Origin of the sequence: Tolypothrix sp. PCC 7712 (assembly GCF_025860405.1) — a bacterium.
Classification (GTDB): Bacteria; Cyanobacteriota; Cyanobacteriia; order Cyanobacteriales; family Nostocaceae; genus Aulosira; species Aulosira diplosiphon.
This window is the reverse complement of sequence record NZ_CP063787.1, coordinates 70,274-94,977: the sequence shown is the minus strand read 5'-3', so window position 1 is coordinate 94,977 and position 24,704 is coordinate 70,274. Positions and strand designations below refer to the sequence as shown.

18 protein-coding genes are annotated in these 24,704 nt (G+C 41.3%); 2 read left to right on the top strand and 16 right to left on the bottom strand.

Annotated elements, in window-relative coordinates; translation table 11 throughout:
- Positions 1-9: 9 nt before the first annotated feature.
- From HGR01_RS38085 to HGR01_RS38065, 5 genes are read right to left on the bottom strand one after another with little or no spacing between them, the layout of a single operon-like run.
- Positions 10-1,053 (bottom strand): hypothetical protein, encoded by a 1,044-nt coding sequence (locus HGR01_RS38085; RefSeq protein ID WP_081584131.1) that lies wholly within the window; start codon positions 1,051-1,053, stop codon positions 10-12.
- A gap of 37 nt (positions 1,054-1,090) precedes the next feature.
- The gene (locus HGR01_RS38080) at positions 1,091-1,807 is read right to left on the bottom strand and encodes a hypothetical protein (RefSeq protein ID WP_045873585.1); all 717 of its coding nucleotides are present in this window, start codon (positions 1,805-1,807) and stop codon (positions 1,091-1,093) included.
- Between the two features lie 21 nt (positions 1,808-1,828).
- Entirely contained in the window at positions 1,829-4,552 is a 2,724-nt protein-coding gene (locus HGR01_RS38075; RefSeq protein WP_045873665.1) for a hypothetical protein, read from the bottom strand.
- Positions 4,553-4,611: 59 nt separating this feature from the next.
- Complete coding sequence (locus tag HGR01_RS38070) at positions 4,612-4,962, bottom strand: hypothetical protein (protein ID WP_045873586.1); 351 nt, start codon at positions 4,960-4,962, stop codon at positions 4,612-4,614.
- Positions 4,963-4,970: 8 nt separating this feature from the next.
- Positions 4,971-5,531, bottom strand: a complete 561-nt coding sequence (locus HGR01_RS38065; protein ID WP_045873587.1) for a hypothetical protein — start codon at positions 5,529-5,531, stop codon at positions 4,971-4,973.
- A 532-nt stretch (positions 5,532-6,063) separates the two neighbouring features.
- Here HGR01_RS38065 and HGR01_RS38060 point away from each other — a divergent pair.
- The gene (locus tag HGR01_RS38060; RefSeq protein WP_155539575.1) at positions 6,064-6,495 is read left to right on the top strand and encodes a hypothetical protein; all 432 of its coding nucleotides are present in this window, start codon (positions 6,064-6,066) and stop codon (positions 6,493-6,495) included.
- A 138-nt stretch (positions 6,496-6,633) separates the two neighbouring features.
- Here HGR01_RS38060 and HGR01_RS38055 read toward each other — a convergent pair whose 3' ends face one another.
- The 7 genes from HGR01_RS38055 to HGR01_RS38025 all read right to left on the bottom strand — a co-directional run bounded on the left by HGR01_RS38055 (position 6,634) and on the right by HGR01_RS38025 (position 19,226).
- Positions 6,634-8,046, bottom strand: coding sequence for a hypothetical protein (locus HGR01_RS38055; protein WP_045873588.1), 1,413 nt, complete (start codon positions 8,044-8,046; stop codon positions 6,634-6,636).
- 168 nt (positions 8,047-8,214) lie between these two features.
- Complete coding sequence (locus HGR01_RS38050) at positions 8,215-8,601, bottom strand: hypothetical protein (protein ID WP_045873589.1); 387 nt, start codon at positions 8,599-8,601, stop codon at positions 8,215-8,217.
- Positions 8,602-8,613: 12 nt separating this feature from the next.
- Positions 8,614-12,009 carry a CHAT domain-containing protein gene (locus HGR01_RS38045; protein WP_045873590.1) on the bottom strand — a complete coding sequence of 1,132 codons (3,396 nt, stop codon included), beginning with the start codon at positions 12,007-12,009 and terminating at the stop codon, positions 8,614-8,616.
- Positions 12,010-12,172: 163 nt separating this feature from the next.
- The gene (locus HGR01_RS38040) at positions 12,173-13,639 is read right to left on the bottom strand and encodes an ATP-binding protein (protein ID WP_045874301.1); all 1,467 of its coding nucleotides are present in this window, start codon (positions 13,637-13,639) and stop codon (positions 12,173-12,175) included.
- The gene (locus HGR01_RS38035) at positions 13,640-16,357 is read right to left on the bottom strand and encodes a TnsA endonuclease N-terminal domain-containing protein (protein ID WP_045874300.1); all 2,718 of its coding nucleotides are present in this window, start codon (positions 16,355-16,357) and stop codon (positions 13,640-13,642) included.
- A gap of 423 nt (positions 16,358-16,780) precedes the next feature.
- On the bottom strand, positions 16,781-18,151 hold the full coding sequence (gene dnaB / locus HGR01_RS38030; RefSeq protein WP_045874941.1) for a replicative DNA helicase: 1,371 nt from the start codon (positions 18,149-18,151) through the stop codon (positions 16,781-16,783).
- Between the two features lie 133 nt (positions 18,152-18,284).
- The gene (locus tag HGR01_RS38025) at positions 18,285-19,226 is read right to left on the bottom strand and encodes an AsnC family protein (RefSeq protein ID WP_228045731.1); all 942 of its coding nucleotides are present in this window, start codon (positions 19,224-19,226) and stop codon (positions 18,285-18,287) included.
- 410 nt (positions 19,227-19,636) lie between these two features.
- Between HGR01_RS38025 and HGR01_RS38020 the strand changes: the two genes are divergently transcribed.
- Positions 19,637-20,011, top strand: a complete 375-nt coding sequence (locus HGR01_RS38020; RefSeq protein ID WP_045874944.1) for a hypothetical protein — start codon at positions 19,637-19,639, stop codon at positions 20,009-20,011.
- 264 nt (positions 20,012-20,275) lie between these two features.
- Here the strand turns inward: HGR01_RS38020 and HGR01_RS38015 are convergent, their stop codons facing one another.
- The 4 genes from HGR01_RS38015 to HGR01_RS38000 form a co-directional block, all read right to left on the bottom strand.
- On the bottom strand, positions 20,276-20,581 hold the full coding sequence (locus HGR01_RS38015; RefSeq protein WP_045874945.1) for a hypothetical protein: 306 nt from the start codon (positions 20,579-20,581) through the stop codon (positions 20,276-20,278).
- 116 nt (positions 20,582-20,697) lie between these two features.
- Positions 20,698-21,639 (bottom strand): ParM/StbA family protein, encoded by a 942-nt coding sequence (locus HGR01_RS38010; protein WP_045874946.1) that lies wholly within the window; start codon positions 21,637-21,639, stop codon positions 20,698-20,700.
- Positions 21,640-22,706: 1,067 nt separating this feature from the next.
- Complete coding sequence (locus HGR01_RS38005) at positions 22,707-23,669, bottom strand: ParB/RepB/Spo0J family partition protein (protein WP_045874949.1); 963 nt, start codon at positions 23,667-23,669, stop codon at positions 22,707-22,709.
- On the bottom strand, positions 23,666-24,439 hold the full coding sequence (locus HGR01_RS38000; RefSeq protein ID WP_045874950.1) for a ParA family protein: 774 nt from the start codon (positions 24,437-24,439) through the stop codon (positions 23,666-23,668). The genes HGR01_RS38005 and HGR01_RS38000 overlap by 4 nt, the downstream gene beginning before the upstream one ends.
- Positions 24,440-24,704: the final 265 nt, after the last annotated feature.

Below are 24,704 nucleotides of genomic sequence, written 5' to 3'. Positions count from 1 at the left end.
AAAATTTAGTTACACTTTTTTAACCAATCTGGTAACTACAGAAGAAAGCCCCAAACTGGCAACACTAGAAAAACTTCTAAAAATCGCCATACCGCCACCCGCAGCCAAAACAACAGATAAAATTGGTGCGAGAATACCAATAGCAAAGGCGAAAATCATGGGGTCGTTATTATCAGCATTCAGCACCATTGTGGCGACTAACCCAGAAATAATATTGAAACAAAGCTTGATCATTCCCACAGAGAAAAAGCCAGTTAACCATGCAAAAATCGCTTTTTGACCAACGGGAAGTAATGAACCTCCCACAGCCAAAGGCCCTAACAGTGCAGTTAATAGCATGGAAACTTCGACTATCCATTGAAAAGCAATACCAAATGCTAATAACCAACCACGCAGAGTTAATTGAAAAATGTTGGTGTTAAATAATTCGCCAATACCTTTCATCCAACCGGGGCGATTATCTGTTTGAGTTTCAATTTCTTGGGCTTGCTCAGAAGCCTTTTGTAAACACTCAGCTTGTTGCTTCGGATCGGCGATCGCATCGCACTGGACAATTAATGCTTGAATGACATCGGCGTTACCAGTCTTCAGCATTACTTGCTGATATGCTTCTTGGAGTTGGATAGAAGCAGAAGTGGTTGTCAGCAGAGTGTTGTTTGTTTGATTAATGATGGCTCTCAATCCTTTAGTGGCGATCGCCAAGGGTTGAGCATTGTTGGCTAGCAGGACTATCACTACTATGGGCCAAATCATTTCAGAGAAAGCTTTGGAGTTATCACCATCCACCATTTCTCGCGTCCATTGGACAAGGAAAATCAGCAGAGTGCCGACAGCAAAGAAAACTCCTAGTGAGGCAATCGCACTGTACAATCCTCCACCGAGTACGTCATCCCAAAGTTTTTCCATTGTCTGCGCGATCGCTTCACTAGCAGCTGCACCATCTTTAGTAATCGTGGAAGCTGCTTGCCCTGGATTAGGAGTTTGGGTTTGTGCGAGCATCAACTCATATTTCAATAATTGCAACAATCTTCGCCCTCCTTCTTCCTTTTTCATGCATGGCAATGAAATTTTTTGGGCATTGGGCTGCCTTTTAGAACAACCGCGCTTGGGCTGCTGTCCTTAAATTATTAAAACCCTGATCCACTGTTTGTTTCTGATACGCCTGCTTTTGACCATCTAAAGAACGGGAGATATTCGTCAAATTGAGGTTCGCCAAATTTTGAGACTGCCGTAATTTCAATCCATCAGTCCGCATGTCTCCTAAAATTGCTGCGGTTTGGACATTTTGTTGAGCAATTCGCTTCATGACATTCTGGGTGACAACTTCATCTTGAGCAGCATTAGCATCTACATAAACTTGTGCAACTGAATTTTGGGTTGTTTCAATTCGGTCTTTGGTTTGTTGTTGACCTGCTTTGCTAAGAGTGCTATCTGCTTCTGTGCGGGTAATTTGGCGGTCAATTTCGTTTGTGGCTCGTTCAGCCGCATTGACGGCACTATCTGAAGTAGCTGCACTATCAGAAGCTTTTTCTCTTGCTGCATTTGCATCTGGTAAACCCAATACACCCATTGCTTCCGTAATCGCAGCTTGCAAATCTTTGCCTAAGAACTTCGTTAAAGGTTCGAGTTTTTGAGCCAGGGAGGAAGCATCTTGAGTAAATGGATTCAATTGCTGTCGCCATTGCTCGAAGAATCTTGCGGAGGGACTATCTGGAAAAATTGGTACTGAAAATGCCTGAGCGCTAGTGAATCCAATTGCAGAGACGGCGATCGCTCCAATAATAGTAGCTCGCTTAATTTTGTGCATCACTCCTCCTTTTTTGAATATTTACTTCGTCTCAACCAAATGTTTGGAGAATTGTGTCAAAGCCACAAACTTATTGGGATGCTGAGATAAAGCAGCAGTTCTTTGCTCTTGCTCTTCGGGATTGTTTGCTACTGCTGCGAACAAATTAAAGGCGGGATAGTAGCGGCAAAAAGTAAAAATCCCGTTATCGTCTAGCAGCCACTGGGAATAAACTCCTTCCTTTTTTGGAAAAAAACTTTCTGTGGCATTGCGAGAAATGATTTCTGGGGGATATTTCAAAATGTTCGCAAAGCTATCAACAGCAGTAGGTTGGATACGTCCAATCAGCCGAGTGGTTAGATTTTGGAAAATCTTCGCACCTGTTGGAGATTGGGCAATGGTATCAGGGTCTTGAGCAGATAAAATTACTCGGATTCCGGCTTTTGCTCCATTGGCACACAGTCTACCCACCAGTGCGGCAATCGAATCGTATTCAAACAGGATAGGACTTTCATCAATAAAAAATACGCTGGCTGGGGCTGCCAAGGCTCGACGCAGGGCTGCACTGTAAGCACTTAAACTTAAAATTGCTGCATCATCGTCATTGGATAAGTTACGCAGCGCAAAGATTAATAGATGTGCATCACTGCGGAAGGTGGAAGGTTGGGCTAACGCTTGTCCAACTCTACTAGAAAGCCAGAATCGCAAGCGTAATTTTATGGTTTCTAGGGCTGCTTTGATATCGCCCCCTGAAGAATCTAGCTGTAAACGCTCATGAGAACAAAAACTTAAGAAATCTTGCAAGGTGGGCATTACCAACCATTCTTGTGAACCAAAACCATTAATGTAGGCTGCGGCATAGCGATCGCGGATTAATTCATCGTTAAAAAAAGCTTTCAGGGCCAAAGCAATGATGGAACGTATCGCGTCCGTAAGTGTTTGCGAGGCATTGGTTACACCCCTACGAGTACCTACAACCATTGCTAGTATTGCCGTCGCTAGGAATTCTTTGTAATCCTCAAATCGTTCTTGCTGCAACTTAGGTGGGAGAGAGCCTAAATTCGGCAATTCAAATAAATTACTTGATTCTTTACCGATATCAAAGTAAGCTCCGTCATTACCCATAAATTGGGTGTAATCAGTAAAAGTACTGCTGCCATCAGGTTTAGGATAGTCCATTGCTACCACTGGCATTCCATGCGCTAAAGCTTGGGTGAGGATGCCCGATGCCAAGACGCTTTTACCTGCACGGGTAGTAGCGAATAGCCCCAAGTTCTTGTGCTGGGTGTACAAATTGAGGAATACTGGCGTTCCTCCTTCTTCGGCAATTAGTTCCAAGCCACTATCGTCTTTAGCTTGAGTTCGTACTAATGGCATGAACCCAGGTACTTCACCACTTAAGTAAACTAGCCGTCGATTAAAGGGAACGGTCATTAAACGCTCCCAAGTGATGGGAAGAGTCTGCAACCACATCCGCCACGGATATTCAGTTTCGCGGACTACCCAGGCTGGACGCAAAAAGCAAGATTGTAAATACCGACAGGCTTCATCCAATTTTTCACGGGATGAGCGGTAAACTAAAAACACAATCCCAGTATGAATGGGAACAGCACCTTCATAAAGTTCTTCCTGAGCAGCAATTGACTTTTTGATATTGACTAAAGACTTGACATCAACTGAGTTTTTTTCATGTGCCAAAACTGCGCTTGTATTCGCCTGTTTGGTTAGGCGCTGCATATTGGTTTTGACTAAAGTCTCGTTAGCCCGCATCAATTGGCAGTAAATTTCGGTGTCATAAACCCGTTCTCTGGATAAAATTTCCCAGAGATAGCGCATCTGGTGTTCCTTATCTGTCCAGCCACCAGGTTTATCGACAAAGGTCAGTGCTCCAATATATTTGTCTAGTAGATGCACCCAACGGCGATCAGCAATAGGAATCGATGATTCAGATTCCATCAACATGGAAGTAGGCGCAACTTCTGAGTAAATTTCTTCGCGCAGTCCCTCCTCATCTAAAATCAAAAGTTGGGGAATTGGTCGCGGTGGAGTCGAGTTGAAACGCTGCCAGAGAATTGCCCAAAGTTCTTCAGCATCGTAGGGGCGAACATTTAACCCCATTTTGTTGGACAGCAATTGTTCCCAAAGTTGAAAGCCATCAGTAAAAGATGCGTGTAGCAGGCGCTCAATGCGAAGAAACTGTAACTCGTTGATTTCGCCAGTGAAAGATTTCCATGAACGCTCTAGTCTTGAGAGCAATTTTTCTATGACATCGCTGGTGCCAGTGGTATCTGGTTCTACTGTATAGGTACAGTACAAGCGCAGGGTTTTGGGTTTACGGATGCCGAGTTTCGTCAATTCTTGAGTACGACAGCGTTCTCCCATCAGGAGATATTGTAGTTCTTTGTTGGGTGAGCGCTCGCTCAAATTCTGGAGTTGTTGTTGCCTGAAACTATCATCAGTAAACGAACTCAAATGTATTGTCAGTCGTTCACCCTCTGGTAAATCTTTTAAGCCCGATTCAATAGCGTCGAAAACTGGATCAATTTGTTCAGTACGCAACGTTGAGTGAATCCCGGCGCACTCGAACCCAAAGTGAATCATAAAGCTGTTAGTACCTTTACGCAGTACGTAAGCACCAACAGAACGCCCTTGAAGATTAATCTGCAACATTGTAACTAGTGCAAAAGCATCTTCCAGAGGTGTTAAACGAACTTTGCGTTCCCCATTATCAACAATGCGCTTACCAACTTTTGATTTCACCGAAATATCACCTCCCAAGTCAACTTTTTTGGGAAAGTTAACTAATATCCCATCGTGACTATTTTCTAAATTTCAAATTTGTTAGCAGTTTTTCGGCTTTCTGCTTTTTTTTTAGCATTTGACTGCAAAATTGGTTGATACAGCACACGTACTCGCGTCCAATTAGGAGTAGCTAAAAACTTTGATAAAATTCTCCAAGCTCCGTTAGCAGTCAGCACCCACCAAGTCGAAATTCCCCAAGTTGCTAGAGTTAGAGTCCAAATCCAATTAAGTCGCAAAAAGCCATGAAATAAATAATAGGAAACCCCAGAAATCACTACCCAAGGAATTAATTGATCAGATGGAAATGGCCCAATGTTAGGCTGCTTTCCAATGGTGGTATTAACAGTGCGTGTTTTGGATTTACTATCAATCATTTTCGACCTCAACCAGTTGTACCGCCACTGCCAATAATTAAGTTCGCCAAGATATCACCCATAGTCACTGCAATTAGAATAATCATGGGTGTTCGGGCTAAATTCTGCCAATCTTCGTCTTGGCGAGCTGATTGTATGACTTTTACCAAAGAAATTCCCAAGTAAATCAAAAATAAACCACGCAGCACGTTAAATACTAAAGGAATAGCTTGACCAGCTCCTGAAAAGTTTGATGTCATCCAAGTTTGTGCATTTTGGAAGAACTGTGCTTTTGCGGGAGTTGATAGTGCGTCTAACAATGAAAAAGTTCCTAGCATTGTCAATGCAGGGGTAGTGAATTTATAGCGCCGATTTAGCTTGGCACAAAAATTAAGCAGCCCATCTAACTCACGCCGCCAAATAATTACTGCTGTCCCTAATGTTGTTAAGCCAAATGTTAAAAAGCTCAGGGGACTATGGTTAATAATTACATCTAAGACCATAGCCACATTTGCAGTAATTACTAGGGGATAAAGATTAGTCGAATACTTCTTTATGTGGCGTTCTGGATATAGCTTTATTGAAGACATAGAGAATCACAACAAAGTTTTCTATATCTTTAATAACTTGTATATATCCTAATAATAATCATCCGAATGTGAGAAGATTATCAATTTATTATTTCTCAGAATTTATGATTTATTCTGGATATATTGATTACTAACAATTAGTTTTTAACTGTGTAACTATACACAAAATCTATAATTTTAAGTAATTAGAAATATGGATTATATTGATAAAATAAAGTAAATATACATAAAATTATTTTTAAATTTATACATCAATTTTGTGTAGTCTACACAAGGAAGTGGCTCTATCAATAGGTAGAGAACATTCATAACAACCTTAAATTTAGTACTCAGCACTAGAACACCGATTCACTAATAAAATATGAGACTGAAAACCCCTGTTTTAACGTCTCCTACAATAAAACATTCCTTGTTACAACTCACGAAACCAGGTTTTTTCGTCATGATTCCGAATACTGAATCGGTGTTCTAGTGTTGCGTCTATCCCAGAAATATTATTGATAGGCCTGTTCAAAATGAGGAAGAAAAGGAGATGTTTTATCCAAGTTGGCGCTGCTTCTGCTGTCGGGATTCAGGAATAGTCGATCCGCATTTGGCGCTGCTGGTAATGCCAGACTACAATTTATCTCGCGATCGCTGGACTCTTTGTCAAACGCCGGGGTGTAATGATAGCAGGATTTGGGAAAATTTACCACTAGATAATTTTGATACTTATTTATTACCAGCGATATCACAAAAACTTGACAGGATTAACCGCGAACACTGGCAGAACCGTTCAATATCCCTGAAAGTAAGGGAGGTAGTCAAAGAAACGGCTGAATTAAAAAGTATGCGGAAACGCGATCGCACTCATGAGGAGCATCAACTTATTCAAAATCATCACGATTTAGTGCGTAACAAGCGATACAAAATCGATCAAGAAAAAGCTCAGGAATTAGCGCAATTAAGGGATGAGCAATGTTAAAGCAAAATTCAAGTGGGCCCTAGTTAAGATTTCGGACAGGTCGGTTTATTAAAAATGTTCGTATTGTTTTTTAGTTTTAACAACATAACAAAGCAGCAGAAGTTAATTATGACGACAGCCAAAATTTATGTAAACATTTCATTTACGAGATAAGATTCGAGTGAGTTTGGGCATGATGCGGGGAATCAGTATATATGCTACTAAACCAGCAAATGCTCCTATTCCCAAACTCCAGGCAAAAGCTTGAGTTTGATAGGCGAAGGGGTTTTTATTTTGGGGCACTTCGGCAAGGATGACAGCAGAGACTATTTGACTAGTGGCTAGTCCAATACCTACAGCAGCAATAGTATTGTTTATAGAACGGTCATTTTTTGTTTGTTCGATCTCGATGATTCCACGCACGGTGTTGGTTAAGTCTTCTATAATTCTTAAACTGGCATTGAGGCTGGCACAGTCTTGTTGTATCTGAACTTTGTATTTATTTGTAACAGTTTTGGTAAATTTCTCTAGGCATTGTAAGTTTGTATCACCTAATGTACTGTCATTTTGCTGTTTTTCTTTGGCTTTATTTTCAATATCTTTTATGAAGCTTTGATAGTTTTGTAAGTTATTGTCTATTGCTAAACGAAGCATTTCTAAAAAACTTAGCTTACTAGCATAATCAGATAGTGTTGCTATACTTTGACTCAAAATTTTTTGCAAATCTTGTAATTCTTGTTGAGATATTTTTTGATTTATAAATCCGTAATTAACTTTGTTGACTCGATTGATGTTCTCTAAGACAGCCTGAAATATTGCTTTGAGTTCCGTAGTGAGTTGGCGACTATATGCGTATTCCCAAAGAATTTTATTACGCATATTAAATAATCGTAGCCAATCACCATAAAATTCTGCGGCTACTTCCATATTCCACAGATTGGCATAGAGGATAATCAGAACATGAATATTTTCCTGTTCGACATTTAGCCATTTTTGCGGTGGTTTCCAGACTTCAAAAACTGTTGCGCCGAGGAATTTTCCTGGCTCTGGATTTTGGCATTCAATACCTTCTAAAATCTTGTATGTTTCTTTGGCAATGCTCGCTGGATCAGGTTTAGTTCCTGGAGCTAATGAACCAGATACCATCCAAGTTTTTCCGATATTACCACTTTTTGTGGCTGCTTGTTGTTTGAGATTTTTGAAAACATCTATTAGCTGAGGATTGTTTCTATCGTCAATGGAGCAATCGAAAATCAGCCCGTAAGTATCGTATAAACGAATTGGGTAATAATAGCCTTCTAATTTGTAGCTATCGCTGATATCTGTAAAATAATAGTGATTATTTTGAATATTAAATTGTTGTTTTGTCGGTTGTTCTATTAGTTCTTCTATTAATTTTATATATTCTGGGTTTTCTCCCTTTTCTTCGGCATCTAAATCTACCTTGATTTTATCTGGTAGGTTCTGCCAAAAGCTTTTATGATTTTCTTTAATTTGCTCATCACTATCACCTAAACCATTTCTGAATTGGTAAACAAACAAATCTAAGGTAGGGTATATAAGTTTTTTCATGAAGTCATTATTTGCTAATCAGTATTTAATATTTTTTATGATTCTGATTTGGTAGCTTTTTTGGGGTTGGAGGATTGACATTGGTAGGTTTTAAATCTTGAGATTTTGGTTTATCTCCGCTCACGGAAAAGCCTCTTTTTTGTTCCTTCGGTTGTTTGTGACTCATGACTATTTACTACCTTTATTTGTTGATTGAGTGGATGGAGAAGATTGGGAATTTGAATTATCGGATGGTGGGGTAGGAGGGTTGGTATTTGTGGAACCTAGTTGTTCTGGTTTGGGATTATCGTTTGTTACAGAAAAGCCTTTACTGCGTTCTTGTTCACTTTCTTGCTTCTTCAAGTTTCGCCTTTGAATATCATAAAGTCGTTTGAGTGGTTCGCATTTTTCGACTAAGCTATTAAGCTGCTTAATTCTATCTTCTGTGGCTTGCTCTTTCAAAGCGTTACACAATATATTTATTTCCTGTTGTAGTTCCAGTGGTAGTGTTGATACATCAAATTGGTTGACTGCATTTAAGAAAGCTTCTTTGCGGATATTATATGTTGCTTGCATAGCTGTATGAGTTTAAGAGTTAATTTTGCCAGTAATGGTGAAACTTGCCCAATAATAGGGATGGGCATAGGGAGGTATGGTTGTATTTATTTTAGCGGGGTCATTTTCGATGATAGCGGCTTCGTCTAGCAAATCTTCCGCGCAAATCGAATCTTTTTCTGTTATCTCCTCAGCACGTTGTTTGTACCAATTTATCAGTTCACGATATGTTAAGTTACGTAACCACATCTGGGTGCGTTTGAGTGCAACTGCTGGGGCAGTATTCCAGTTGGGTTGACGGTAAAATTCAATCATGAATAAAGCGCTGGATAAAGATTCGACTGTCCAGAGGGTGCTGAGAACATTTGTTACGCCTTGAGTGAGGAAGCCACTGACTAATCCCACGTACTCATTATCAATGGTTTGATTACCTGTAATGGCGGTTTCGCAAGCGGAAAGGCTGACGAGATGGTAGTTTTCCAGGGATAATTGGGTAATGTCTTCTAGGGTGAATCTATCCGTACCGCTTAAGGCAAGGCAAGATAGCTTTGGTCTTTGGTAATTGTAGGTTGCGTGTCCGGTAAAGTGAAATATTTGGTGGTTATTTGCTAGGGCTGTTTTGATATTTTCCTTGCTGGCTGTACTTCCAGGTATTCGCTGGGGATTGGCGAACATTGCACAGATGGTTACAGATTCAATTTCTGCGTTGGGTAGTTCTTCAAATGGCTTATCATCTGAATCTTTGCTATTGGGTGCTTCTACGCTTAAAAGGCTGGTTGGGACTGAAATTGGTTGTTTTTGCTGCAAACTTATGCCAATTTGGGCACTGGGTAAGTAGGTGGTGGTAAATTCATCTGGAAATAGGGCATGGAGGGGAAAACGGTGTAAATCGCGGTGTGGAATTAATATAAGATTTTGGATTTGAGTGTTTTGGTTCTGGATGGGTTTGATAATCGCGGAAATGTTGAGTATTTCGCCGAGTTTTATCAGCAATTGCGGTAAATTATCTCGCCAATCTGGATTTGATGATTGCTGTTTTACTCCTTTTCGGTGATTATCGTATTGTGTATGCCAATTTTTGAGCCAAGCTTCTAATTTTTCTGGCTTTTGGGTAGGGATAACGACGGGTTTATCGGCATCAGGTTTGATGATAAATGTAGTGATAGCAAAGGGGCTGATATGCCAGTAGATGATAGCTGTGTTTCGATTAGTTGGGGAATTTATTAACTTTTGAATTTGGCTGTAACTGGGGCTAAGAATCTGTTCTTTGCGAGCATCGAGTATCCAGGTGAGGTAGAAATTTTTGTTTCTTTCTGCAGTTTCTAAAGCAGAGATAAAATCACCATCTTCGATTAAAACGTCCACCCGCATTTGGGAGAAACCAGAAAATTGGGCTTCTAATTTGCGTTTTTGGAAAGAAGATTTATTGGGGGAGTTTAGTAATTCTCCGAATACTGCTAATGCTTGTTTGCGATATTCTTTGGCTGCTTCGTCTTTGTTTAAGCCAAATAAGACGCGGATTAATCCTCGCAATAAGTCTAAATGTAATTCGGGGAAGGCTTCTTTTGTGAGGGTAATTAGGGCTTGGTGATATTCAGATTCTGCTTGGAACCAATATTGGCGATGATTACGTTCTCCCACACCTTGGTAATAGTGAGCATTACCTATTGCTTGATGCAATATTCCCCAACCTTCGGAATGAGTGTCTTGCTGGCAATATTTCAAACCTTCTTGATAGCTTGCTAATTCTCCCTCATAATCGCGTTTATTGAGGTCTGAGTTTTGTTCTGTAATAGCATTGTAAATAGCTAAAAATTGATTGAAACTAATGGATTTTCCAGCAGCAACACCACGATTACGCCAAGCCCTATATTCATCAGGTTTAAAATTGAGTGCTTTGTCAAAACAAGCTATAGCTTCTTCATATTGATTAAACTTATCACAAAGTAAAGCACCTTTACCAATCCAAACTTCATCGAAATCGGGTTTAATTTTTAGTGCTCGGTCGTATGATTTAATTGCTTGTTCAAACTCTCCCAATTTACGTAGCGCATTACCCCGGTTGAGCCAAGCTAGACAATAATCATTCGGTTTAATTTCCAGTGCTTGTTCATAGGATGCGATCGCATCTTCAAACCTATCTAAATTAGCTAATGCAACACCTCGGCTGTTCCAAGCTTCATGAAAATCAAGTTTAATTTTCAGTGCTTTGTCGTAAGATGCGATCGCTTCTTCAAATCGTTCTAAATTTAGCAGTGCATTACCCCAGTTGTTCCAAGCATTATAATGATAAGGCTCAATTTTAACTACTTGCTCATAAGATGCGATTGCTTCTTCATTGCGTTTTAATTTACTTAGTATCAAGCCTCGTTTAAACCATACCTCGTATTTATCAGGTTGAATTTGCAATGCTTTGTCATAAGACGCGATCGCTTCTTCATTTTGTTCTAATTTACTTAGTGTTAACCCTCGTTCAAACCATACCTCGTATTTATCAGGTTGAATTTGCAATGCTTTGTCATAAGATGCGATCGCTTCTTCATTGTGTTCTAATGTATGTAAAACCAAACCTCGAACATACCAAGCAGAATCAGAATCAGGTTTTATTTTGAGAGCTTGGTCAAAAGATACAATAGCTTCAGGGAGCCGTTTTAACTCAGCTAGTACAGCACCTCTATTTTGCCAAGCTTCATGGTCATCAGGTTTTATTTTGAGAGCTTGGTCAAAAGATGTAACAGCTTCAGAGAACCGTTTTAAATCAGCTAGCACAGCACCCCGGTTTTGCCAAGCTTCATAGAAATCAGGTTTCAATTCTACTGCTTCGTTAAAAGATATGATTGCTTCTTCAAATCTTTCCAAACTAGCTAGCACAATACCTCTTCCATACCAAGCTTCAGGGTCATTAGGCTGAAATTTGAGTGCTTGGTCAAATGATGCGATACTACCTTCAAAATCTTCAGCATCAAACTGTTGCTGACCCCTTTCAAACCAAATTTCCGCTTCTCTTTTTTCTTCCTCTCCAGTGTCCTCTTCCTCCCACAAAAATTCCCTCCCAATCTCCCCAGCAACCTCACCCAACACCCCACAACCAACCTCACCCAACCGTACCATCCGCGTTGCCAACTCCCTATTTTCCCCATCACTAGCTAGCAAATTCTCGCCAAAACGCCGCAACCATTGCACTAAATCAGCTTCAGCAATATTTTTTCCATCTAAAAAACCCTTTACCCGTCCGCGACTCCAATTTTCGTCGTTGACCCCAGTTAACAACTGAAAAAATAACAATTCATATTCCGTATCCGCAAGGAATTGACGCGGTTGTTCCTTGACAAAAAACGGTTGACCCGGCGGAACAGACTGTTTTTTGCTGAATAAGTGTGATTTGAACGATATTTTTGCCAAAGGGTCACGAAATGCTTCAAAACTCATTAGGACAAGATATACTTCATAATTTAGTTGTGAGTTGTAAGAATGATAATCGTATAGTTGGGGGGAGACAGGGTTGAGCAAAGCTCAACCCTGTCTCATTAATAAAGAGAATGGGAAGAAGCTGCCGTCGGCAGCTTCTTCCCCCACCCAATGATTATCATTATTATGTTGTTGACGGCGATTCATGCCCAACAGTGTCTCGCTTGGGTTTGCGTTGTCCAACCCGTGTGCCTGACTTTTTCTGGGGACTCTTATCTGTTTGCTGTTGCGTGTCCTGGGTTATCGCCTGAAGGTCAGTACTAGGATTACTAAGTGGCGTTTCAGTAATTTCAAGCGTTTGAGTAGATGTAGTTTTCTTACGAGTCTGCTTTTTCTTCAAGGCTGGCTCTACGGGGATCTCGTTTGCTGTTGTGGTCGTAAATTCTTGTGGTGCAGGTACGTTTGGCTTTTTCCGAGTCGATGTAGTTTTAGGTGGTGACTCTGTTTTCGATGAAGTGATTTCACTACCGACCAACGGAGTTTCAGGAGGGACTGCACTAGTCGGTACATCCGTTGAACCCATTCCTATTTGTAGCAAATGCCATAAGTGTTCGCGGCGGCTCTCCATATAGCTCAGTTTTTCTTCGCCTTCAGTCGCTTCTATTGCCATACGTTCGCACTGCGCTAGCGTTAGGGTATGTTCGTGTAATTGTTTTAAAGTTAAAGCTTTATTTCCATCATCTAATGCCGCCGCCACAGTTCTGATGAGCCAGTCTTTTAGGACTCCAAGACAGCCAATAGAATGTTCATAGAAGTAAAGCCAATGCTGCATTAATTCAGGAATATTAGTATCAAGAGGTACTTGCTTGAGGAGTGCCAATAACGCTGCTTGAAAATCCAAACGGTCTTGTTCATTTTGGTACAAATAGCGCGGAAAGTGGATATCCAGACCGCGCCGGGATGCTTGACCACTTAAATTGCGGAAATTTAACAGTTCGTAAGTACCAATCAGGATGTGTAAAACACCCGTAACATTCGTCATGGATTTAATCCAATCCAACTGGTCTAAAAGCTTGCCAGCATTACTTCCAGTCCCAATCTTCATTAAATGTTGCGCTTCATCCAGGATAACCGCACGTACACCACGTTTGGTTATCGCTTCTTCTAATGCGTGGCGCAGTTCTGGAGAATCATTAAACTGGGAAGTTTTGCTAGTACGTCCACGCCCTTTTTTCTCCCATGCCTCCGACGTATCAATGTCTACAATGCTACGACGCTCGTAGAATGGCTCATTCAAAAGCTTCAGCGCAGTCCGGTAATAGTCAGTTCGATTAAACACCCCACTGTCAGGTGGACGTGTCTCTATCAGTAACAGAGGTAATTGAGGTACATAACCGTTGCGGTAGCTTGAGTCATTTGATACATAATCCTCAGTTTGAGGCGCATTTAAACGTCGGGCAATTTGCCGTATCATCGTCGTCTTGCCCACACCGCTTGGCCCATACACCAACACATGAGCAAATCCGGCAGGTTCTCGAATCGCACGCATGAGCAGCATATCTACCCGTGCTAACTGTGGATGTAAAACTGCATACTCCTTAAATTGAGTAAGTAAGTTTATGTCATCGCTCCTGTTCCTGTTTAAATCCATCTATTTGTATTCCGCTAATATTGGCAGTGAACTTAGATCCAACGGTTCAACGTTTCGAGATGGTACGTGCTGCGATGCAACATCTTCACTCTGTTGTGCCAATACAGCAAATGTTGAATGAACTTGGTTTACTGATGGAACAGAAGAATTACTAGACGTTAAATTGTCTAGTAAGCGTTTACTTTCCAAATCACGCAATCTTTGCAGCAACAAGGCTTCATGTTCTTGGACATTGGCAATGAAGTCAGCTAAATGTTTGGCATTCAAATTCGTCGCCGTGGCGCTACGTTTGTTCAATTGCCTAATTTCTTGTGCCGCTAACAACACTTCTTTTTCAGTGCGTCCCACGAAAGTACTGTAATACTGAGAGATACATCTCACCCAGCGCCCATCAACATAGGCGTAAGCAACTCCCATATCAAAAGGATCGTAGCGTACTGGTACTAATGTTTTTTCTACATTGGGATTGCGGAAAGCATCACTCCAATAGTAGAGATAATTGACTTTAATCCCTTGTCCCGGCTGAACTTTCGCCTGACCTTTGGGCGTGGAAGGACGTGTTGCCATGAGGAACTCTTCGTTATAAGCAATACTTCGGTGTAAGCGTTCTCCGGCGATTGACAACCCTTCGGTATAAACAACGCCTGGAGACGCACCTAATGAGTCATGATAATTTGAGTCGTAAATCGAGTAAGCCCACTGGGTCAGGTAAGTATATAAATCTCCCAAATTCCAAACAGCTAACTGTTTTGGGTCAACAGTTTTGGTGAGTTGACGCGGCTGTTTACTTGCTTGAGTATTACCTAATAGGTTATAGATAAACTCAGTATTTGTCGTCCCAAATAATCGTTCAATTACCGACCCAAAGCGGGGTTTACCACCAGGTCGTGTTTTCTTGGTGCAGTGGTAGCGTGCTAGCAAGGTGTCAAAGTATATACTGTGGAATTCTTTGCCACCATCTACAACTAATGTTGAGGGAAAACGACCTTGGCGCTGGACTAAAATACGTAGCCCCATCATGCAAGACCTGTAAGAAGGTGCATCAAAAGTCAGATAAACTGCCAATATTCGCCGAGAATAAGCATCGGTCAGTAATGTTAGCCAAGGTCGTCCCAGTAACCGACCTGTAGCTTGTGAGCGTAATTCAATATCGAGTTCGGTATGGTCGATATGGACTATCTCCAGTGGACGGTTTCCGTGAGGACGTGTATTTAAAGCTAGTTCCCAGACAAAAGGCTCTGTTGCGTATGCGGCTTTTGCTCCCTGACGCTTTAATGTCTGCTCATGGGTTGGGCGTTTTTTTAAACGCTGGTAGAAGGTGCGGTTACTAAGGGGTTGTATATTTAATGCTGTACAGGCTCTGACATACGCCCGATATACTGAAGCGCCTGTCGCTTGTCTTGGTGTTTCAAAATGCTCCTTAATAAATTTATCTAATAATTCACTTGAATCTGTTGGCGATTTTGGTTGACGATTCCCTTGCTGATGTGTGCGTGGTAGCAACCCGACATAACCGCAACCTAAACTTGCTTCTGCTTCACGGAACTGTTGTACCCATCTACGCAAGGTACGTGGGTTGATGTCTTGATAGATATCTGTATGGCGTTGGAAATATGCTTGTACTATATTAAATTTTCGATTCGCTTCTTTTAAGTGAGATGGAGAAGCGGCCTCCATTAAAGTCCGTACAGTTTCATTTCTTGTTACATCTGTAACTCCGTTGTGGATTTTAATGGTGCCACTGTCGAATAACTGGAGAAAAAATGCTGTGGGCAACTGTATTGGGAAGCCTGACTCTGGTAATAGCGTGGTTGTGGTCTCGCCATAGTTAACTAAAGTCCATAGCGCCGAATCCCACTCAAGGGCTGTGTTAGGTAGCAGTGTTGTGGGACTACTGGGAGTATTCTTTGTAGTTACTCCTACAACAGATGCGTGTGTATAAGCGTCATGATTTTGTTGACTTACCCATAATCGTGTCCTGTAATGTTCAACTAAGGGGACAGCAGACAAATCCACGTACAAAAGCTCAGTTGCAATCATGATGTATATGTCATTGGCACATACATCATTTAATTCTTGTAGCAATGCCGCAATCGTTATTCCTGGATTTGCTTCCAGGTAAGCCAGAACTGTCGAGTGTACATCTGTTGTCAAATTTGATTTAAATCCCAGGTAATCTGACAAAAACATCAAGTTCTGGGTAAAGACGGGATTCAATTCGGCATCAGTACGAACGCAGTATTTTAGACCAAATTGTGATGCGTGTGCTTCTCCTGGTGGGCAACGCCAATGACCGGATGCTGTTTTTTGATAACGCCCAGGATATTTTTGTGCTAAGAACTCTAGTTCCTTAACTGTTTTCCACTCTTCCCAGCAAGCACCATCATGACGTAATACAAAAAAGTCAGGGGTATGATAGTGACCTATATTACGCCCTGCTTGATTTTTATACTGGATTTTGAATGGTGGGGGCTGGTCGTAGAACTCTAAAACTTTGGGGTCGTGTTCCATCAAGTAAATCGCCCACAATTCCACTGTATGGCTCTCGAATTGAATTGTGACCCCCATTTTAGAACTAGGGTACACGCCACAAACGTTCTTGGTTCGTCCTTGTACCCGACGTGAGGGTGGGGATTTCCTGATTTGTGTAATCAAATCAATGGTGTTGGTTGCTAGTTGCTGTTGCCTACACCAATCTTCAAACTCGAATTCGTTCATTTGAGCTTCACCTCCGGGAGCGTGACCTATGTGATACAAGGACGGCTTTGTTGCTTCACTACAGTCTCCTAAAAATACTTATCAACGCGAATTGAATCATATTTTAGTCAGTTTGAACCATATTTTGTCATCTAAGTTGTACATAGGAGTGATTTTTAGAGAATTATTCGGGAGAAGTTTTTTCTTTTTCGTTATGACAACTCTAGGATTTATTATGATTCACAATTAGGACACGCGGCCATAATTTTATGCAAACTTTTATGTGATGTTTAGGCTGTAACCCTTGAAATGTCGTTAATTTTTGGTCAGGGTATGATTCACAATTTGGTCATCCAGGGGGTAAAAGCACAAACACTCTACTGTACTTTGTATCTCTGCATTCAGCTTGCCTCAGAGCAGGCGATCGCCTGTAAACAACTTTCATCACCTCAAATTCTGGATAATTCCATATGACTTGTCAAAAAACACTGTTGCTGTGCCTGTATCGCCGTGGCGAGATTTAGCCATGATAAGTTCTAAGATTCCCTGTTCTGTAGTATCTGGGTTATAGTACTCATCACGGTACGCGAGAATAATATTGTCTGCAACCATCTCTAAGATTCCTGATTGGCTGAGGTCACTCATCATAGGACGCTTATTCTGCCTACTCTCTACTCCCCTAGAAATTTGAGAAAGTGCCAAGACAGGAACATTTAAATCACCAGCCATTTTGTAAAGTCCCCTGGCGACATCTCCTAATTCATAACTGCGATTACCCCCAGAGTCTTCTGCCATCATTTGTAGGTAATCGACTACAACTAATCCCAGCTTTCCTTCTTTGGCTTTTATCTGACGACATTCAGAAGCAATTCCAGAAACAGTAATACCTCTTGAGTCATTCATATAAAGCGGTAATTCTGAGGCAATACCAACAATTTTGGCAATACTTGTGAATTCCCAGATCTCTAAAGGTTGATTACCTGAACGATGTCTGCGGATGCGATCGCTCTTCAGCGGAATCAAGTCTAAATGCTTGTAGGCACTAGTAACACTAATTAAACTCCACAGTCTGTACTCCAATTGCTTTTTTGTCATCTCCAGCGAGAAGATAGCTACAGGTAAGTCGTGAAGCAGTATCATCTGGAACGCCAGGAATAGCGAAATGAATGATTTCCCCATTGATGGCCTACCCCCAACTATGGTGAGTGTGCCATCTTCAAATCCCAGCATTAAATTATCAAGCTCATGAAGTCCTGTGGGGTAGATGGGATTATCTGAATCTAATTCCTCGTAAGCAGCAATATTAATCGTGCTGTTGTGTTCAGTATTGTTTGTAATAGTTTGATTAGATAGTTGAAAAACCTTTTGCTCTGCCTGATCTAAGACAATTGGTAACTCTTTTTCGGTCTCATAACCCAGATGCACAATTTCATTACCCGCTTTAATCAACTGCCGCCGCAGATACTTGTCCATCACCAAAAGAGCTAAGGCATCGATGTTAACGGCTGACACTGTGCGGTCTACAAGGGTGGCTAATTTATTTCTCCCACCAATACGCTCAAGTAAATTGTGGTCAGCCAGCCAACTGGTGACTGAGAGTAAATCTGTGGGTAAAGATTGACTCAAGAGCCGCAGCGCAGCTTGATAAATATCTTTGTGGGCGCTGATGTAAAAGGCTTCTGGAATTAAGCGATCGCAAATCCTGCTTATTGCTTCTGGGTCTAGCATAATCCCGCCCAAAATGGCCTCTTCTGCCTCGATGTTTTGGGGTGGCAGGCGGTCAGCTGGCCCTTGAAAACTTAGTTCTTCCGCCATAAGCAACTTGAAATTTTCAATTCACAGGACAAAGGTTTTGTAGAGAGGTTGAAGCTCACTATGCTGATTGCTTCTGGGTTTGACATTATCCAACCCAAGCTGGCTTGTTCCATTTCAAGAACATTGGGAGCGATCATACTTTCTCCTTATAGGTTTCCATAGCTTGCTGATGTTGTTGTTCAATTTCCTGTTGAAACTTTTTCATCATTTGGCTGCTGCGACTGCTTTGAGATTTTTTGGCTTTTGCTTGTTGCCAAGCCAGAAATTTCTTGTAATAAACCTCCCAGCGATTTTGTCCAGCTTTATTTTGATGAGCCAACCAAGCTTCAATGTCGTTGACTGGCTGACTGAGATTTTTAGTTTTTTCTTCACAAAAGTTCAAAAAATTCGCTCGCTCCTCTTCTGAGAGAGTCTGAATAAATTCTGTATAAGTCTGAGAGATCTGAGGGGAGCTATAACCATTACTGTACAAGGGTTCTAGCTCTCGATTTGGACAATCTTGTCCAACTCCGGACAATTCTGTCTTAGTTTGGACAAGATTGTCCAACTCCGGACAATCTTGTCCAACTCCGGACAATTCTGTCATTTTTCTCTCGCCAGAAAATTTAGGTTTACTTTTAGATTCTGGACTGTCCTGTTCTGGACAATTCTGTCCAACTCCGGACAATTCTGTCATTTTTCTCTCGCCAGAAAATTTAGGTTTACTTTCCGATTGATTTGCTTTTTTCTTTTGGCGTAGTTCTTTGGCTTGCTTACCTGCTAAATTCTGTCCACGAATTACTACAGGTTCCCATCGATAAAGTTCTAAATCTTCAAGTTTTGCCAGAGAACGTTTAACCTGTCTTTCACTGACACCGATTGCTTCTGCAATTTCTGGAATTCTTGGTAGTTCTACCATGCGATCGCCGAAAGGCTCAATCATTTGTAGATAAGCCCATAGTGACCAGTCAGCAGCAGTTAACTTGCCGCGAATAGCTTTAATAGCCATTGTGTTAGGAGTTTGGTAGAAGCCATCTAATTCAATACCGAGCATTGGGTAATCAGGGACTACCGTAAGTTGAGTTTGGTGTGACATAGCTAGTCCCTTTGTGCTGGTGTGAGTTCACGGTAGGCTCTCAACCATTCTTCATGCTGAAGTGGGTAAAAAATTCCTTGAATTTTTGAATTGGGTTGTGTCATAGTTCTGCTAAGACAAAATAACAAGACAGTAAGACAAAATAACAAGACAAAATTTCACCTCTTTCCCAACGGGATCGAGGCTGATTTTTTAGATGTCTATCATTTATGCTCAGTCAACGAATTTTTATGTTTAATCCTGACAAGGCATTAATTTGATGGTTATGCTAGTGGTTAGAAGATTAAAGATATGTCTAGTGAAAAGCACTTCTAGCAAGAGTTTGGTAAGATTAAGGTAGACATAGTCGTTGTTGTTTCATCGGACATCACATAGTATAACCGTTAAACTTAAGTATAATTAACAAAGCAATGCAAAGTTTTGTATCAGAGAAAACTCAACGTTATCAGCAGTTATTCGATGAGATGATGAATCGCTTCCAAATTGAAGCGAAGACAACGGCTGAACAGGCTAAAGTTTCAGAGGTGATGTTATCCCGCTTTCGTCGCGGGAAGGCGGATTTAGGAGCATCAAAACTAATAGCGCTACTTTTGGCTGTTCCGGTAGAAGCTAGGGTGTGGTATTTATCGGAGTTATTTGGTCAAAGGCCAGGAGTTAGCCTGCGATCACTGATTGCTGAAGCACCTCCTGAAGAACAAGCTGAAGTTTTACGGCTAATTGCTGACATTTTTGTGAATAATAGCCGTGAGGCTACAGACTCAGTGCAGTTCCTTAAAGCTTTGTAAGTTAGATAAACAGCTTGAAAATTGGTTGTTAAAAAGTTACTGAATTAGGTTATTTTAAAAAATACAGAGCATTGAAATCCTCAAGCATTTGAAGAAAAACCTAACTGATGAAACACTCGTAAGGTAACTAATCCAGTAATATTTTATTCGCCTTTAATTTTGCTAAAAGCCTCATCTGTTTGTTCACAAGCGAATTCAGCAAGAGGGTTGACTTTTAGCCCATGAAGTAGCCATGCAATGAGTATGTATTGCTGGTGATTATAGTTACAAATCAAAATCAAGGGTGAACGTTTCACCGTCTAAATCCTTTTGTTCTTTGAGTACAGATGGATTTATAGTCTGCTCCTCAAGTTGATTTTGGTTGATGGTAATCGGATTAACAACAGGTGTATGTGAAACTGCTTGTTGTATTGGGAATGCACCCTTTTTAAAGGCAAAATAGCAGTCAATAATAAAGTAAAGCGTTTCCAGATAACTTTTATCTAGTTGTTGTGACTCAGCAAAGATACGTTCACGATAGCTATCTTTAATCCGGACTTTTTCTGGTGTTAAATTTTGTTTATCTGCCATTGTTATTATCTACCAAATGTGATGAATGACCATATTTGATGTTTGAAATTTTAGAGAAGGAGAATTCACACATCTATAATTTCCAATGAGGCATGAAGCTAATCCCAGGCATGGTTTCACGAATTTTTTTTCACAATTGCTTTAGCCATTTCTAGAAGTCCAAAGGCATTAGCTTCTACCGGATTGTCCAGAATTTTGAACCCGTTCTTCTCTAAAAGCTTCTTAAATCCAGGCAACAGGCAACCTCCACCAATGGCCCAAATTTCATCTCCTGTGTGTTTGGCATCAAGTGTCAGATTCACTGGTTTCTTCAAATATTTCTCATACCAGTCTTTTAAACAAGTGCTGTAGACATCTTTGATATCAATGTCACGACTGTATCTGGTATGCCCCATTTCCAAGCAGAAGCGAATTTTGGATGAATCGCCAATTTTTCCGCCATTAAGATGTTTCATTTTTTGGGCAATATCATCAATCAACACTTCTACACCTGTGGGGTAGGGGGTATGAACTTCCCGCTTACCCTGGTTGTAACGTGAATACAGAGTCGTACCATTGCCAAAGTCTAAAACGGTTAATTTTGGGGGGAGTGGTTGTCCAAACAATGCACCCATTCCTTCAGGTACTACCTTCAGGACTTCTACCTTGACTTCAGATTGCTTACCAGCAAGTATGGGCTGATATTCACCGTTGAGTACTTGTTTTAAGTCTTCTGCCAAAGCGACATCATGTAAGCTAACGACTAACTTTAAATGCCAAGCTTTACGATGTGGCAGATGTGCCAAGGCACCCAATAATGTAATTAGTGCATTATTGACTTTGTTCTCGTTGCTATCTGTATTGCGGTCGAAATGATAACCTGTACGAAAAGCAGATTCTCCGACGGTGTAGGCAGTACCATTGAAAACTACTCTTCCGGGAACATCTTCCATGTCAACGGAAGAAATGTAGCTGGGGACGCGAACAACATCAAAGCCATCGACTAAAAGTTTGATGCTACCGTAACCGTTATCAAAGCCCGCAGGAAAAATTTTTTGTAAAGTGTGAATGTTGGTCATAGGGGTCAAGTGGGGTATAAAGTCTGAATTGGTGAAAAATACCCTAAGCATTACCTATATATACCCTAAATAGGGGTTAAATTGAGCATAAAAATTCTTAGGTATTTATGGGACATATATAGCCCCTACTTATACCCTAGAAAGAATTGGGAAACTTTTTAGGAGAAGTTTTGCATCTATACATAACTGCTTTTCTCCAAAACAATAATTACTTAAGAGCAGGACTACTCAATGTATTTATGAAGTCGAAAAATTTCACAGACCTCCGACTTGCACTAAAAAATAAACTTTTAGCTAAAACCGCAATTCATGAGGACACTTGCGTTCATGAGTTGCGGGTCGTCATATTCGCAAGTGGGAAAGACGATTTATCTGTGGAGGTACTGAAGGACTGTATGATGCCCAATGCCCGGGAAGACCCCCGGTTTTTCCCCCTCAAGTTGCACTGTATCTGGTCAAGATAGCTTGTGAGCGGTGAGCGACCTGATATGGTGGGCGATCGCTTTGTCAATGGGACTGCACATAGTTAGCAAGTCAAGAGCGATCAACTAGAATAGTTCATTGACGTTGCTTGCTCAGAACAGTTACTGCGAGTCATTCAATGGTATGTATGGCGATGGAAGATTGAACAAATCTTTGCCACCCTCAAAACAGCTTTCCTTGAATTTAGAAGCTACTCAGCTAGAGCCTGCGATCAGTATTTAACACCTGACAATCTTGGCTTTGTCCGTAGCCGTGCGAACCTTACAAAAGGTAAGCGCGACAATACTCAGCTTTCTGCCGCGCTTACCTTTTGTGAACAGCAACAACACTACTGAGGAGTGATTCAATCTTCTGTGGAAGGAGATCCCCAAAAGCTGCAAAATTCTTATCCACAAGCTTGTTTACCTTGGGCTACTTCGATCATTGCAAGAGCTGGGTGGATGGTCTGGATATATCTCTCAAAGACCTCCTTTGATGCCTACTCTTGTTCGCGGTTTGAGGCAATTTGGATCTCTCTTTAAGGGCTGGAAACTTGCGACTTGTGGACTTGTGTATCCATAGTAGGTTTTATAGAAGAGGGCGTGTCAATTTTGCTGCATTAATGCTTCCAGTTGTGCCAGCAGTTTTTCAACTTGTGTTTTTTTCTTGGGGTCATCCCACAATTTAGCTTTCTTGAATCGTCGAAGCGTATCATCAACACGCTCTTTGAGATCTGTCGTCTCTGTTTGAGAGGATGAGCGCGATTCAGACTGCTGCTCAAAAACTTGGATTTTCTGTTTGATTTCGCTCAGGGATAGATTATGTTCAATTGCTATGTTTAACAGTTCATCTCTGATTTTTTCATTTTTAACTCGTGCGATCGCTCGTGCTTTAGTGTACTCAAGTTTCCCCGAACGCAAAACTGACAGCACATCAGGCGGCAGACCCAGCAGTGGAAGGCGGTTGCGAACAAAAGAGTCCCACTTCATGCGTCCTAAAGCTATAAATACCTCTTCAACCAGCAGAGTTTGAGAGTTACCCGTAACGTTACGGGTAATTTTACCTTTAGCTTCATTGTCCATTTTTTGCAGCAGTTTGACGGTTTCGTCAACGCTGATTTCCAAGCGCAACGCCAACAGTTCGAGGATACCTTCAGTTTCCTCTAGGGGGTTGAGGTCTTCACGTTGCAGGTTTTCAACGAGGCGTACTTGATATGTAGTCGCATCGTCCATTTCTCTTGCAACAATAGGTACTTCGATTAATCCTGCCATTGTTGCCGCTCTGTAGCGTCGTTCACCCGCTACTAATTCATAATCACCTCCAGAGAGCGGACGCACCAACAGAGGTTCGAGAATACCTAGTTCTTTAACTGAGCGTGATAGTTCTTCAAGTTTTTGGGGGTCAAAGTAGCGCCGGGGTTGCGAGGAAGGCAGCTTGATTTTAGTGATGTCAATAGTGGAACTAGCATTGGCTTGATTATCAGGCTGCGTGGTATCTGCACTGCTACCGAACAGCAGTTCAACGGGTTTTTTGATGGCGGCGTAGGGTTCGTTACGCTTTTTATTCACTGTTTTACTTCGAGTTTATCTAAACTGTTGGCAATTTTTTTGAGTACGCTGACAGCAGAGTGATTTTTATCAAACAATGCTAAAGGTACTCTACGCTCGGACGCATCGGCAAAGGCAATAGATTTTGGAATGGGTGGATATACAGTACCAATATCTGACAGTTGTTCTTGCACAGCTTTAACAGTCCGAGACTCTTGGGCAGTGCGACCATCAAACATTGTGGGAACAAACCCCGCAAATTGTAAACCGGGGTTAGTATGACTGCGGACTTGGGCTACCGTACTAAGTAAAAGTTCTGTTCCTTTAAATGATTTAAACTGGCATTGTATCGGAACAAGAATGTGAGTAGCAGCAGTCAAACTAATAACACTGAGTAACCCTAAAGAAGGGGGACAGTCGATCAGAATAAAGTCGTAATTGTTCTGCACTGTGGCAAGTGCATTTTTTAGACGATATTCTCTGGCGATCGCACTTGCTAACTGCATTTCAGTAACCGCTAGGTTAATATCAGCAGGGACAAGCGCCATACCGTGAATCAGATCAGGATAGATAGGTAATGGCTTATTGTCAACAATTGTTTGTTGAATGCTTTGGTCTAATTCGTCGGGTTCAAGCCCCATGAAAGTAGTCAGGCTAGCTTGTGGGTCCATGTCTACCAACAAGACACGACGTTTTTTAAGTGCTAGGTGATAGCCTAAATTTTGAGTAAGTGTGGTTTTAGCAACACCACCACTTTGGTTAAACAGCGTAATAATGCAGGTTTTGTTCACAATTTTTGATAAAAGATTTTTGAGATCTCGCCTTAATACGCCAAATTTTATCGGAGGGGGTGATTTTATACAATCTGTAGCGAGTGCGATCTGCTTTAGTAGCAGTTAGCCGTTTTCGCTGATTCAACTGCTCATAAGCAGTTTTTGTGTAAAAAGCGTCCAAAATTCTGACCTGAGTTCGGAAACTTGATCTGCAATAGAGAGTCTCGGTAAGCTGAATAATTTTCGGGAAGGGACTTCTAGAATTTTTTAGAGAGGGGCTTCT